Below are 13080 nucleotides of genomic sequence, written 5' to 3'. Positions count from 1 at the left end.
ATATATGATGAACAATATGCTTCGCGTGCGGCAGATCGCCCTCGCCTGTACCGCGGCGTGGGCGCTCGTCGCCTGCGGCGGAGGCGGCGGCGGGAGCAGTGCCGGCGCCCCGAACGCGACTCCCTCCACCGGATTCTCGGGACAGGACGCCTCGGCGCCCACGGCGACGAACAACATCGCCACCGACGGCCTGAACTGGATCAACTACCGCCGCAGCCAGATCGGCATGCCGGCGCTGGCGCGCAACGCCGTCATCGACACCGCGGCCCAGGGCCATTCCGATTACCAGCGCATCAACAACGTGGTGACGCACGACCAGACGGCCGGCAAGACCGGCTACACGGGCGCGCGCCTGCAGGACCGCCTGCAGAATGCCGGCTACGTGTTCGGGTCGCCGAATGCGATCGGCGAAGTCATTTCGGCCACTTCGAACGGTTCCGGCTTCTACATGGCCGAGGAACTGATCACGGCGATCTACCACCGCTTCGTGATCTTCGAACCCGTGTTCAAGGAAATCGGCGCGGGTGCGGCGACGACGTCCGCCAATTACAGCTACTTCACCGCCGACTTCGTCGCCAACAACGGCTACGGGACCGGCATCGCCGCGGGCACGATCGTCACGTGGCCGTTCAATGGCCAGACCCAGGTCCCGAACAATTTCAACAGCGATTACGAGGAACCGGATCCGGTCCCCGACCGCAGCGTCGTCGGCTACCCGGTCAGCGTGCACACGAACCTCGATCGCACACTGACGGTCCAGAGTTTCACGATGCGCGCCCACGGGACCAGTAGCGACCTGGAGACGCGTCTGCTGGCCTTGGGCAAGGATTCGAATACAACCACAAAGTCGGCGGCGGCGATCGTGCCTCTGGCCCAGCTGGCGTCCGCGACCACGTATGATGTCAGCTTCTCGGGCGCCATCGACGGTGCCCCGGTCAGCCGCACCTGGTCATTCACGACAAAATAAAACGCATGGACAGTCCCGACCACCGTTTCCCGCCAAACGCACACGATGCCCCCGCCGTGAACCACGCGGGCGGCATCGCGCGCCTGATGGGCGACGGGGCCCTGTTCGGACGCGTGCTCGCGCGCTTCCGCAACGAATACCGCCAGGCCGCGGCCGGCATCCGCACCGCGCACGACCAGGGCGACACCGCGCTGGCGCTGCGCCTCGTCCACACGCTGAAAGGGGCCGCCGGCATGATCGAGGCCGTGCCGCTGCGGCGCCAGGCCGACATCGTGGAAGACCTGTTGCGCGGGGGTGCGGGCGACGTCCACGGCAGCCTCGCGCGCCTGCAGGATGAGCTGGAACGGGTGTTGCGCGAACTGGATGCGCTGGCGCTCACCTTGCCGGAACGCCGTCCCGCGGCGCCGGCGCAGCGGCCGGCGGAGATGGATCACGCTATCGTCGACCGCCTGATGGCGCTGCTCGACGAAGGCAATGGCGATGCGGTCGACCTCGTGCGCGAAGGCGCCGGCGCGCTGGCCGCACAACTCGGGGAAGGATGTTATCGCCAGGTGGCGGACCTGGTCGAAGGCTTCGACTTCGACGGCGCCCTGGCGCTGCTGCGCGAACGGGCGGGCGGCTGACGCGCAGCCCGCGGTTCAGCGGTTGTATTCCGCTTCTTCGTCGAAGGAATCGGCGCAGGATTTGCCGCAAAAACGGCGCACGCTGTCGAGCGGTTTGTCGCAGTACCAGCACGCGCCCTTGGGTGGCAGGCTCAAACGGGCGGGCACCGGCGCCGCACTCATGGGCGCCGCGACGGCCGGATCGACAGGCACGCTCTTGTCCGGAACACTTTCCTGTATCGTTTCCAAGGTTTCCCCCTTACCGGCAGCACGTCAGTAACGCTGAGATTACTTTAGTGGAACATCGTGTGCATGAGAAAGCGCAAGCGCGCTTGTGCCCGCTTCTGCGGTACGTGGTCTTTCAAACCAGTGTGCGCCGAATGGGCTACCTGTGCAACGCCTGTTGCCCACGAGTTTTCAAGAAACAACAGTCACGGTGCCCCGACGTCATCGTCACCGATGCCGGACCATCCAACTGCCCGAAATAATAGCAGCAATGGCAATGCGTGCGCCGGGCCGTTCAATCGTGCGAGCCGGCGTGCCGGATTTACGACGGGCGCGCCGGATGCCGTCAGCGCGCCGGTTCCAGCGTGACGAACAGGGCGCCGGGCGCCGTCTCGAGGCGGGTGGGAATGAATTGCACGCCGGCGTAGCGCAGGTCTTCGGGGCGGAAGGTGTAGACCGGCATGTCGCGCATCAGTTGATTCAAGAGCAGATCGGCGGCGCGGCCCAGGTCGCGCGCGCGGTCGCCCTCCATGCCGTCGACGTCGAAGCTGTCGACGTGCGTGGCGGACAGGACGACGGCATTGCGCACATTGTCCAGCACCAGGTGGCCGGACATGGCCAGGCTGCCGTTCCACGACTGGCGCAGGAACGGGGGCGACACGGACACGTCCAGGGACAAGCCCACGCGGTCCGTCTCCGGCATGATCGCGAGGCGCGGCCGGGTCAGCTGCACGTCGAACAGCTCGAGCATGCGATTGCGCAGCGGGAAGCGGCGCTCCAGGCCGGCCTGCAGGCGGGATTGCGACAGTTCGACGCGGCGCGGTCCGATCACCGTCGCGCACGATGCCAGCAGGCCACCGCCCGCCAGCGCCAGCGCCGCCTTGCCGAACGTCCGTCTCGTCATCGCCGTCATCATCGCCTCACTCGTCCATGGATGGGGCGAAGCCTAGCACATCAATAGAAGTACGGCGTTGCGCGCGTCCATTCGCTCTTCGGCCAGCGCTTGTACAGCAGCGCGTGCGCCTTGCGCGACAGGGCCGACGCATCCTTGTCGAGGCAGCCGCCGCGCGTCGACAGCACGGTCACGTGCAGCAGCCAGGGCAGCTCCGGGTCGGCCGGATGCGTGTCGGCCCATTGCAGCACGTCGTCGCCGAACGTGCCGGTGGCCGTTTTCAGTTGTTCCAGCTTGCCGAGTTCCGCGCGGCGCGCCGCCGAGTCGCCCAGTTCGGGCGTCGCGGGCAGGCGCCACACGAAGCTCGTCGGCTCGCCCAGGCGGTCCGGCTTGAAGCTGCACCAGGCGGACGCCGTCGCATCGCCGGCCTCGATCCGCGTCACGGGCGGGGCCGTCATGTCGAGGTCCGCGGACAGGCCGAATGCGACCGACGCGACCAGCGCCACGTGGCGGCGCTCGGCGGGCGTGGCGGCACGGGCGTAGCGCGTCGCCATGTCGCCCGTGGCCGGCACCAGCCTGGCCAGCAGGTCGGCGGCGGCGCGGCCGGTTTCCGGCTGGTCGAGCAGCGCCGCGCGGATCCAGGCCGCGCCCGCGATGCGCGCGCGCAGCGGCTGCGGCAGCGACTCCACGCGCGCCAGCTCGAGCATGTCGGCGGCGGCCAGGCCGCGCTTGAACCACGCGATGGCATCGTCGTTGAGCATGTCCTCGGCCGGTGCGGCGTCGGGGCTCGCCATGTCGACGTTCGCGCGCAGCAGGTACGCGCCGGCGTCCCGCACCGACGTCGCGACGGCGAAGCGCTCTTCGCGGAACAGGTTGCGCGTGCCCGGCGACAGCTTGCCCTTCAGCGCGGCGTCCGCGACGGCGCGCGCGGCATCGCGCTTGCCCGCCAGGCGGTACAGCCTCGCCAGGTGGTAGCGCACGGTGAGGTAAGCAGGATCGGAAGCGTCGACGGCCAGCGCGGCCTGTTCCAGCGCGGGCGTCAGGGACTCGGACAGCATCAGCGCGGCGACCAGCCACGGGTCGGTATGCCCGCGCGGCTTCGTCCCCCGCTGCCAGCGCTCCAGCGCATGGCGTGCCGGGACGGCGCACGATCCATCGCGGCTGCCGTCGCAGTCTTGCAGCGTTGCGATCCAGTCGACGAAGGCGTACTGTCCGCGCAGGGGCTCCGGCTTCGCGTCGTCCATCAGGACGGACCAGTCGCCGAGGCGGTCGAGCGCAAACGGGTCGTGCGCGGGATCGCCCAGGTAGCGGTTCAATTCGTCGAGCCGGGCTTCGGGCGTCAGCCGCGCGCGCATGGACCGCAGCAGCGCGCGGGCCGGTTCGTGCATGGGCTGCAGCGATGCGTCGGTCACGATGGCGGCGCCGCGCTTGTCGAGGCGCTGCGCCTGGAGCTCGCGTTCATTGCGCGGCGTCTGCGGCACGGCGGCGACGGCGCGCCGGACTTCCGAGCGCAAGGCCAGATATGCGCCGAGACCCCGCATCGGATGGCCGGCCGTCGCGCCGATCTGGTCGAACAGCGCGGTGCTCTCGGCATAGTGGGCGCCGTGGAACTGCCACGCGGCGCGCTGGTAGTCGCGCAGCTGGCGCCAGTAGCCCGGCTCCGTCGCGGGCAGCGGCTGCGGCGCGACGATCTCGGGCAGTTTCTCGGTGCGATACGCGTAACGCGCATCCTCCGCGCGCTGGCAGGATTCGCCGACCTGGTATTGCGCGCGCAGCCACGCATCGACCCGCGCGCGGGTGGCGTCGGGCCGCGCCTCCAGCTGGCGCAGGGTCGCGGCCGCGTAGGCATTGGCGGCCGCCGGACAGGCCACGATCATGCGCGCCGCCGGATCGTCGATCTTGATGTTCAATACCTTGGCGGCGCGCCCGACCAGATCCGCGGACGTGTCCTCGCCGTCGACGTGGTCCCACCCGTAGCCGAACGCGCTGCCGTCGGCCCGGTCCAGGCCTTTCTCGGTGCCCGGCTTCTGCGCGACCGGCGCGCCGAGCATGATCGCGCGCCAGGCCGTGTACAGGTAGACGCGGCGCATGCCCGGCTGCAGCACGCCCAGGTCGCCGGCCTGGAAGCGCGCGTTGGGAATGTCCGGCTTCGTGTAAGCCTTGAACATCGTGTAGCTGGGACCATAGTCGCCGCTGGCGAACGCGTTCGCCGCGACGGCGGCGATGGCGGCACAGGCAAGCCGGTATTTCATCGGGAATCTCTCCATCCTTTTTCGTCGAACCAGAACGTGCGCCGGTAGCGCGCCGCCACCGCGGGCGGGAACGCTTCCTGGCGCGAAAAGCCGGCACTGCCCGCGCGGCACAGCGGATGCAGCACGTCGGGCCGCGTCGCCACGATGCCGCGCAGCGCCTCGTTGTCGCGGCCCATGCGGAAGAACATCGGCACCACTTCGTCCGCCTCCAGCCCGTCCAGCCAGGCCGGGGCGCGGCACCACCAGCCGAGGGCCGTGACGCTCAGCCGCATATCGCCCGGCAGCGCGGCGCGGATGCGGTGCACGAGGTCGCGGTAGTCGGCGCGCTGCGACGGCCGTGCTTCCAGGTCCAGCTGCACCCAGCCCGACGTCGACGCGCGTGCGGCGCTGTGCATGGCGGCGAGCACGGTAGCGCGTGCGGCCTGCAAACCCGATGGCGGATGCAGCGGGTCGATCTCGACGTGCACGACGGGGATCACGCGCGTCCCGCGCGCCAGCGCGCGCGGACGTGCGCCCGGCCGCACGAGCACCTTGTCGCCGGCGAGCCAGATGTGGCGGTCGACCACGGCGACAGTAGTGCGCGAGAACGCGGGGACGGGCGCATCTCTCCACAGCCAGGCGATGGCGCCGGCGGGCGGTTCGGGCGGGAGGGCGGGAATGGGCAAGCGGGTTCTTTCAGCAGCTGCGGCGGGCGCTATGTTAGCAAGCTTTTGTTGCCGAATTTGCACACACAATCACACACGATGGTCGTAAAAAAACCCGCCGGAGCGGGTAATGCCGTTCAGTTAAGCAGAACCCGTAGAGTGGGCACCCCGTGCCCACCACACGTTTGCGGATTGCATGCGCTTAATTGACCGGCATTAGGCCGGAACGGGTTTATTTACCGATACAGAAGCGACTGAAGATCACCCCAAGCAGATCATCCGGCGTGAACTGCCCCGTAATGCTGGACAGCTGATCCTGCGCGAGCCGCAGCTCCTCCGCGAACAGGTCGAGCGACTGGTCATCCTGCGCCGCATGCTCGGCGGCATACCGCAGATGCTCGCGCGCCTGGCGCAGCGCGACGAGGTGGCGTTCGCGCGCGAGGTACAGCGATTCGCCCGTCTGCTGCCAGCCGGCGATGCGCAGCAGTTCCGCGCGCAGCAGGTCGATGCCGATCTTTTCGTGCGCGGACAGGTAGATGTTGACCGCATCCGCGCCCTGGTCCACGGACGGCTGGTGGCCGGACAGGTCGATCTTGTTCCAGATGCGCACGACGGGCACGCCGGCCGGGAACGCGGCGACGATGTCCTCGTCGGCCTTGGCCGGGCCGAGGCTCGCGTCGAGCAGGTGCAGGATCACGTCCGCCTTGCCGACCTCGCCCCACGTGCGCTCGATGCCGATGCGCTCGACGACGTCGATGCCCTCGTCGATGGCGCGGATGCCGGCCGTGTCGACGATGTTCAGCGGGATGCCCTCGACCTGGATTGTCTCGCTGACTTTATCGCGCGTCGTGCCCGCGATCGGCGTGACGATGGCGACGTCCGATCCGGCCAGCGCGTTCAGCAGCGACGATTTACCCACGTTCGGCTGGCCGACCAGCACCACGTTCAACCCCTCGCGCAGCAGCGCGCCCTGCGCGGCCTGGCGGAACACGGCTTCCAGCGCATCGACGATGCCCTTCAACTGGCCGCGCGCATTGGATTTCTCGAGGAAGTCGATCTCCTCTTCCGGGAAGTCGAGCGTGGCTTCGACGAGCATGCGCAGGTTGATCGTCTTCTCGACCAGTTCGTGCACGACCTTCGAGAACGCGCCGGACAGCGATTGCGACGCCGATTTCGCGGCGGCCTCGGTGGACGCGTCGATCAGGTCGGCGACGGCCTCCGCCTGCGCGAGGTCGAGCTTGTCGTTCAGGAAAGCGCGGCGCGTGAATTCGCCCGGCTCGGCCAGGCGCAGGTCCACGTCGCGGCCCGCCTCCAGCACGCGCGCGAGCAGCATGCGCAGCACGACGGGGCCACCGTGGCCCTGCAGTTCCAGCACGTCCTCGCCCGTGTACGAATGCGGCGCCTTGAAGTACAGCGCGAGGCCTTCGTCGATGACGGTGCCCGCGGCGTCCTTGAACGGTACATAGGTGGCGTGGCGGGGCGCGAGCTTCGTGCCGGGGAACAGCGCGGCCACAAGGGCGGACAAGTCCTTGCCGGAGGCGCGCACCACGCCGATGCCGCCGCGGCCGGGGGCGGTGGCGATGGCGGCGATGGGAGAGGTATCGAGTTTCATGGTCGGATTGTAGTGCGAATAAAAAAGCCCGTGCGGACACGGGCTTTTCGATCACCGGGCCGGTATTACTTGGCCGGCGCGAACTTCTTGGTGATGACGTACTGCTGCGCCATCGAGATCAGGTTGTTCACGACCCAGTACAGCACGAGGCCGGACGGGAAGAACAGGAAGATGACCGAGAACGCCAGCGGCATGAACATCATCATCTTGGCCTGCACCGGATCGGCCGGCTGCGGGTTCAGCTTCTGCGTGATGAACATCGAGATCGCGTACAGGATCGGCAGGATGAAGTACGGGTCCGGTGCCGTCAGGTCGTGGATCCAGCCCACCCACGGTGCGCCGCGCATCTCGACCGCGGCCTGCAGCACCCAGTACAGCGCCAGGAACACCGGCATCTGCACCAGGATCGGCAGGCAGCCGCCCAGCGGGTTGATCTTCTCGGCCTTGTACAGCTCCATCGTGGCCTGCTGCATCTTGACCGGATCGTTTTTATGGCGCTCGCGGATCGCCTGCATCTTCGGCGTCACCGTCTTCATCTTGGCCATGCTGCGGTAGCCGGCGGCCGACAGCGGGAAGAACAGCAGCTTGATCAGGATGGTGAAGGCGATGATGGTCCAGCCCCAGTTGCCGATCATCGAGTGCAGCCAGTTCATCGTGGCGAAGATCGGCTTGGCGATGATCGCGGCCCACGCGTAGTCGCGCACCAGGTCCAGGCCCGGGGTCACTTTTTCCAGCAGCGACTGCACCTGCGGACCCGAGTACAGGCGCGCGGTGTTCGAGACGGTCGCGCCCGGTGCCACGGTGCCCAGCGGCTCGACGGCGCCGATGGCGAACAGGTTGTTACCCAGCGACTTCGTGTAGATGTCGCGCTGCGTGTTCGCCGGCGGGATGAACGCCGAGACGAAGAAGTGCTGCGAGATCGCGATCCAGCCATCCTTCGACTGCTTGGCGTGGTCGGCCGAACCCTTGCCGACCTTCTCGAACGTCAGCTTCTGGTAGTGCTCTTCCGGCGTCCACAGCGTGGGGCCCGTGTAGCTGCTGTTGAAATAGGTGTCGCCTTCCGGCTTCATGCCGTCGTGCTCGAGCTGGAAGTACAGCGACGGCGTGACCGGTGCCTGGGTCAGGTTCGTCACGTCGTGGCGCACGTCGATCACGTAGTCGTTGCGCTTGAACGTGAAGGTCTTGGTCAGGCGCACGCCGCCCTGCTCCGCGTCCAGCACGACCTGCACCTGGTTGTTGCTGTCCAGCGTGCGCGGGCCCGGACGGACCGTGAACGGGGTGTTGTGGTTCGGCAGGACGCCGGCCGCGCTGGCGCCGGTCAGGCCCGTCTGCGCGAGGTAGACGCGCGGACCGTTGGCCTGGAACAGCACCTGGTTCTTGTTCGGGTCGACCTTGTCGCGGTACTTCAGCAATTCCAGGCGACGGATCACGCCGCCAGCCGTGTCGATGTCGACTTTATAGACGTCGGTGGTGACGGTGATGACCTGGGCCTGCACGGGCGCGGGTGCCGCGGGCGTGCCCGGGACGGTGCCGGCCGGGGTCGGCGTCGCCGCTGAGGTTACGTCATTGGGCAAGTCGTTCGGCTTGGCCGGGTTCGGTGCCTGCGCGACCTTGGCCGGCGGCTGTGCCGAGAACATCGACTGCTTGCCGTTGGCCACCATCCAGTCGTTCCACAGGACGACCAGCGCGACGGCGAACACGATCCACAGGATGGTACGTTTATTGATTTCCATTGGTCTTATTCAGGAATGCTTGCAACCGCAAGCGGTTGGTGAGGAATGCTGCTCCCCGGGACGCGGTACCAGGTCGACGCCGCCGTCGTTCCACGGATGGCAGCGGCAGACGCGGCGCAGGGCCAGCCAGCCGCCGCGCGCGGCGCCGTGGATCTTGACGGCCTCGATCGCGTAATTGGAACAGGTCGGAAAGAAACGGCAGTTCTGTCCGAGCATCGGAGACACCAGCAACTGGTAACCGCGCAACAGCCAGACGAGCAACCGGTTCATGATAGTCCCGGTTGCGAGCCTGAAGGCGCAACGCTTGCCGCCTGTGGAGCGGCCTGGGCATTGCGCGGACGCGGCATTTGCGACGCGAACAGGCGTGCCAGTTCCACGCGCAACTGCGCCTTCAACGCGGACGTCGTCGCCGGACCGTCCTTGCCGTTGACCGGACGCGACAAGCGCACGATGCAGTCGAGCGCCGGCAGCTGCGTGGTCCGGAACAGTTCGCGCGTGATGCGCTTGATGGTGTTGCGCGTGACCGCGCGCGGCGCAAAACGCTTGGCCGCGACGACGCCCAGCCGCGCATGAGGCAGGGCATTCGGTCGGGTATAGAGCACGAAATGCGCGGTTTTTTGTGCAGGGCGCAAACGAAAAACGGATGAAAACTCATCCGTTTTTACGATACGCCGAACGCGCGCAAAGTCGTGCGAACCTTCGCCTGACATAGGTCGTAGGCGTGGTCGATGCGGCTTTCCGGGCTTAGACAGCCAGGCGCTTGCGGCCCTTGGCGCGGCGAGCGTTCAGGACAAGGCGGCCACCACGGGTAGCCATACGTGCGCGGAAGCCGTGCGTGCGCTTGCGACGGACGACGGAAGGTTGGTAAGTACGTTTCATGGTGGTCTCGCTTAAAGCAAAATAGATGCAAAATCGGGGCTGAGCTCACGGATAGCGTCGAATAACCTGCTGCACGTTGCATTTTTGAACTGCGATGCTCGCTGTACTCACGTACAGCTGCGCTTCTCGTTCAAAACTGCTGCCGCTCGCGACGGTTCTTCGAAGCTCCCTGTTGCCAGCATTGCGCCAATGACATTTCGCAGTTGTTAAGCCAGCGTCACGCCACAGCAAAGCTTGTCGCCTGTGTGCACTTAAAAGGGCATCTCGAAAACCGTCGCGAGCGGCAGCAGTTCTGGCAGAGAAGCGCAGCTGTACGAAAGTACAGCGAGCATCGCAGGCCGGAAATGCAACGCGCAGTAGGTTTGCGAGGTGCCCAAACAAAGCGTACGGGCGGGGAACCCTGAATTATTCAGCATTTTGAGTTCAACTGTCAAGGCACCAGTTGTGTCAAGGCCGCGTTATTGTGCGCCGCAAACGGTTGCACATGCACGTCAGGCGCTCCCGTTTCGGTGGAAAATTCCTGTATCGCCTGTGGATAACTTGCGAGAACACAGGTAAAATAGAGTGTTACGCTTAACTTAGTCGATGTATGGATAACTTTTGGCAGACCTGTTCCAACCAGTTGGAGCTCGAGCTGACACCGCAGCAATATACCGCGTGGATCAAACCACTCGTCGCCCTTGACTACGAGGACGGCAAGCTGCGCATTGCGGCGCCCAATCGATTCAAGCTCGACTGGGTGAAGTCGCAGTTCGCCAACCGCATCACCGCGCTGGCGTCCGAGCATTATCAGCGGCCGGTCGACGTGCAGTTCGTGCTCGACCCGAAGAACAGCATGCCGAAAAAAGCGGTGTCGTCGGCCCCTGCCCCGATGCCGTCCAGCAGCGGCGCGCTGGGCATCAACGCCGCCGCCGACAAGACCGTGCCGGAGATGCCCGTCGTCACGCCGGACAATGTCATCGCGAACAATCCGCGCCGCGAGCAGAGCCGCGTCAACCCGGACCTCACGTTCGAGAACTTCGTGACCGGTAAGGCGAACCAGCTGGCGCGCGCCGCCGCGATCCAGGTCGCCAACAACCCGGGCGTCTCGTACAACCCGCTGTTCTTCTACGGCGGCGTGGGCCTCGGTAAGACCCACTTGATCCACGCGATCGGCAACCAGGTGATGGCCGACCAGCCGGGCGCGCGCATCCGCTATATCCACGCGGAACAGTATGTGCGCGACGTCGTGACCGCGTACCAGCGCAAAGGCTTCGACGACTTCAAGCATTACTATCACTCGCTGGACATGCTGCTCATCGACGATATTCAATTCTTCGGTGGCAAGAGCCGTACGCAGGAAGAATTCTTCTATGCGTTCGAGGCGCTGATCGCGGCGAAAAAGCAGATCATCATCACGTCCGATACCTATCCGAAAGAGATCACGGGCATGGACGATCGCCTGATCTCGCGCTTCGACTCGGGCCTGACGGTCGCGATCGAACCGCCGGAACTGGAAATGCGTGTGGCGATCCTGATGAAGAAGGCGGAATCGGAAGGCGTTATGCTGAACGACGACGTCGCCTTCTTCGTCGCGAAACACCTGCGCTCGAACGTGCGCGAACTGGAAGGCGCGTTGAGGAAGATCCTCGCGTACTCGCGTTTCCACGGCAAGGACATCACGATCGACGTCGTGAAGGAAGCGCTGAAGGACCTGTTGTCCGTGCAGAACCGCCAGATCTCCGTGGAAAACATCCAGAAGACCGTGGCCGATTTCTTCAACATCAAGGTCGCGGACATGTATTCGAAGCGCCGCCCGGCCAACATCGCGCGTCCGCGCCAGATCGCGATGTACCTGGCGAAAGAGCTGACGCAGAAGAGTCTGCCGGAAATCGGCGAACTGTTTGGCGGCCGCGACCATACGACGGTGCTGCACGCGGTCCGCAAGATCGCCCAGGACCGTACCAAGAACGCCGAGTGCAACCACGAATTGCACGTGCTGGAACAGACCCTGAAAGGCTGATGCGTGAACGCGGGGGAAAAGGCTGTGCCCCCGATGATTTCTGGCAAAATATTGCGCGAACAACATTTTTACCCTACCCATAACCGAGGATATTTATGCAACTGGTCAAATCCACCCGAGACACGCTTCTCCGGCCACTGCAGATCGTGAGTGGTATTGTCGAGCGTCGGCACACCATGCCGATTCTGGCCAATATCCTCATCCGCAAGACTGGCGAAAGCGTCTCGTTCCTGTCGACCGACACCGAGGTGCAGATCACGACCCTGGCCAACATCGGTTCGGGTCCTGAAGAGGCGGGCACGACCGTCGCGGCACGCAAGCTGCTGGACATCCTGCGCGCCCTGCCGGAATCGGGCGACGTCACGATGACCCTGTTGAACAAGCGCCTGACCGTCCAGAGCGGCAAGTCGCGCTTTGCGCTGCAGACCCTGGCGGCCGAGGAATTCCCGACCGTGTCCGTGGCCGACAGCTACAACGCGACCGTCACGCTGCCGCAGAAAACGCTGAAGCACCTGTTCAACATGGTGCACTTCGCGATGGCCCAGCAAGACATCCGCTACTACCTGAACGGCCTGCTGCTGGTGCTGGACGGTAACAACGTGATCGCCGTCGCCACCGATGGCCACCGCCTGGCATTTTCCCAGGTGACGGCCGAGCAGACGTTCGAGCGCCAGGAAGTGATCATCCCGCGCAAGACCATCCTGGAACTGCAGCGCCTGCTGGAAGAGAGCGACGACGAAGTCCGCCTGGACATCGCGGCTTCGCAGGTCAAGCTGACGTTCGCCGATATCGAGCTCGTCTCGAAACTGGTCGAAGGCAAGTTCCCGGATTACACCCGCGTGATCCCGAAGGGTTACAAGAACGACTTCACGATCAGCCGCGATGAACTGCTGCGCTCGCTGCAGCGTGCCGCGATCATGACGAGCGACAAGTTCAAGGGCGTGCGCTGCATGATCTCTCCGGGTTCGATGAAGATCAGCTCGACCAACGCCGACCAGGAAGAAGCGGTGGAAGAACTGGAAATCGACTACGGCGGCGACACGATCGACATCGGCTTCAACGTCACGTACCTGCTGGACGTGCTGAACAACCTGAAGTGCGACCAGGTGAATATCTCGCTGGGCGATTCGAATTCGTCGGCGCTGATGTCGATTCCGGAGAATGGCGACTTCAAGTATGTCGTCATGCCGATGCGTATTTAATTAGGGCGAAGCGCCCATATATTCGTCCTGTTGTGCGGGGACTCAAGTGGTGATTGGGCCCCTGCCTGCG

13 protein-coding genes are annotated in these 13080 nt (G+C 65.4%); 4 read left to right on the top strand and 9 right to left on the bottom strand.

From position 1 onward, the window contains the following. Positions 1-7: 7 nt before the first annotated feature. Together ACL58G_RS06125 and ACL58G_RS06120 are read left to right on the top strand one after the other, a co-directional pair. The gene (locus ACL58G_RS06125) at positions 8-967 is read left to right on the top strand and encodes a CAP domain-containing protein (protein WP_440965760.1); all 960 of its coding nucleotides are present in this window, start codon (positions 8-10) and stop codon (positions 965-967) included. Positions 968-972: 5 nt separating this feature from the next. Further along, on the top strand, positions 973-1590 hold the full coding sequence (locus ACL58G_RS06120; protein ID WP_440965758.1) for an Hpt domain-containing protein: 618 nt from the start codon (positions 973-975) through the stop codon (positions 1588-1590). Between the two features lie 15 nt (positions 1591-1605). Here the strand turns inward: ACL58G_RS06120 and ACL58G_RS06115 are convergent, their stop codons facing one another. The 9 genes from ACL58G_RS06115 to rpmH all read right to left on the bottom strand — a co-directional run bounded on the left by ACL58G_RS06115 (position 1606) and on the right by rpmH (position 9806). After that, positions 1606-1818 carry a hypothetical protein gene (locus tag ACL58G_RS06115; RefSeq protein WP_413341915.1) on the bottom strand — a complete coding sequence of 71 codons (213 nt, stop codon included), beginning with the start codon at positions 1816-1818 and terminating at the stop codon, positions 1606-1608. A gap of 322 nt (positions 1819-2140) precedes the next feature. After that, positions 2141-2698 (bottom strand): DUF1439 domain-containing protein, encoded by a 558-nt coding sequence (locus tag ACL58G_RS06110; protein ID WP_413341917.1) that lies wholly within the window; start codon positions 2696-2698, stop codon positions 2141-2143. 50 nt (positions 2699-2748) lie between these two features. Then, positions 2749-4938, bottom strand: coding sequence for a hypothetical protein (locus tag ACL58G_RS06105; RefSeq protein WP_440965756.1), 2190 nt, complete (start codon positions 4936-4938; stop codon positions 2749-2751). Beyond that, a complete protein-coding gene (locus ACL58G_RS06100; protein ID WP_440965754.1) occupies positions 4935-5603 on the bottom strand; it encodes a hypothetical protein in 669 nt (222 codons plus the stop codon). Before ACL58G_RS06100 ends, ACL58G_RS06105 begins: the two co-directional genes overlap by 4 nt. Before the next feature lie 211 nt (positions 5604-5814). Next, entirely contained in the window at positions 5815-7194 is a 1380-nt protein-coding gene (mnmE, locus tag ACL58G_RS06095; RefSeq protein ID WP_413381324.1) for a tRNA uridine-5-carboxymethylaminomethyl(34) synthesis GTPase MnmE, read from the bottom strand. A 65-nt stretch (positions 7195-7259) separates the two neighbouring features. Then, positions 7260-8927, bottom strand: coding sequence for a membrane protein insertase YidC (gene yidC, locus ACL58G_RS06090; RefSeq protein WP_413381322.1), 1668 nt, complete (start codon positions 8925-8927; stop codon positions 7260-7262). Positions 8928-8936: 9 nt separating this feature from the next. Continuing rightward, positions 8937-9197 (bottom strand): membrane protein insertion efficiency factor YidD, encoded by a 261-nt coding sequence (gene yidD / locus ACL58G_RS06085; protein WP_056126914.1) that lies wholly within the window; start codon positions 9195-9197, stop codon positions 8937-8939. Then, positions 9194-9637, bottom strand: coding sequence for a ribonuclease P protein component (rnpA, locus tag ACL58G_RS06080; protein ID WP_413338521.1), 444 nt, complete (start codon positions 9635-9637; stop codon positions 9194-9196). The genes yidD and rnpA overlap by 4 nt, the downstream gene beginning before the upstream one ends. A gap of 34 nt (positions 9638-9671) precedes the next feature. Further along, positions 9672-9806 carry a 50S ribosomal protein L34 gene (gene rpmH / locus ACL58G_RS06075; protein ID WP_075796440.1) on the bottom strand — a complete coding sequence of 45 codons (135 nt, stop codon included), beginning with the start codon at positions 9804-9806 and terminating at the stop codon, positions 9672-9674. Positions 9807-10395: 589 nt separating this feature from the next. Between rpmH and dnaA the strand changes: the two genes are divergently transcribed. Both dnaA and dnaN read left to right on the top strand, forming a co-directional pair. Further along, positions 10396-11808 (top strand): chromosomal replication initiator protein DnaA, encoded by a 1413-nt coding sequence (gene dnaA, locus ACL58G_RS06070; protein ID WP_371763268.1) that lies wholly within the window; start codon positions 10396-10398, stop codon positions 11806-11808. Between the two features lie 95 nt (positions 11809-11903). After that, a complete protein-coding gene (gene dnaN / locus ACL58G_RS06065) occupies positions 11904-13010 on the top strand; it encodes a DNA polymerase III subunit beta (RefSeq protein WP_440965750.1) in 1107 nt (368 codons plus the stop codon). The last annotated feature ends 70 nt before the right edge of the window (positions 13011-13080 follow it).

It is taken from the genome of Massilia sp. GER05 (assembly GCF_052056005.1).
Lineage (GTDB): Bacteria > Pseudomonadota > Gammaproteobacteria > Burkholderiales > Burkholderiaceae_D > Telluria > Telluria orientalis.
Note: the sequence above shows the minus strand (reverse complement) of the source record. Positions and strands in the feature narration are given on the sequence as shown.

Coding starts and splice junctions, on each gene's coding strand:
- ACL58G_RS06125 (WP_440965760.1), top strand. CDS start 8: ATGAACAATATGCTTCGCGTGCGGCAGATCGCCCTCGCCTGTACCGCG.
- ACL58G_RS06120 (WP_440965758.1), top strand. CDS start 973: ATGGACAGTCCCGACCACCGTTTCCCGCCAAACGCACACGATGCCCCC.
- ACL58G_RS06110 (WP_413341917.1), bottom strand. CDS start 2,698: ATGACGAGACGGACGTTCGGCAAGGCGGCGCTGGCGCTGGCGGGCGGT.
- ACL58G_RS06105 (WP_440965756.1), bottom strand. CDS start 4,938: ATGAAATACCGGCTTGCCTGTGCCGCCATCGCCGCCGTCGCGGCGAAC.
- mnmE (WP_413381324.1), bottom strand. CDS start 7,194: ATGAAACTCGATACCTCTCCCATCGCCGCCATCGCCACCGCCCCCGGC.
- yidC (WP_413381322.1), bottom strand. CDS start 8,927: ATGGAAATCAATAAACGTACCATCCTGTGGATCGTGTTCGCCGTCGCG.
- yidD (WP_056126914.1), bottom strand. CDS start 9,197: ATGAACCGGTTGCTCGTCTGGCTGTTGCGCGGTTACCAGTTGCTGGTG.
- rnpA (WP_413338521.1), bottom strand. CDS start 9,637: ATGTCAGGCGAAGGTTCGCACGACTTTGCGCGCGTTCGGCGTATCGTA.
- rpmH (WP_075796440.1), bottom strand. CDS start 9,806: ATGAAACGTACTTACCAACCTTCCGTCGTCCGTCGCAAGCGCACGCAC.
- dnaA (WP_371763268.1), top strand. CDS start 10,396: ATGGATAACTTTTGGCAGACCTGTTCCAACCAGTTGGAGCTCGAGCTG.
- dnaN (WP_440965750.1), top strand. CDS start 11,904: ATGCAACTGGTCAAATCCACCCGAGACACGCTTCTCCGGCCACTGCAG.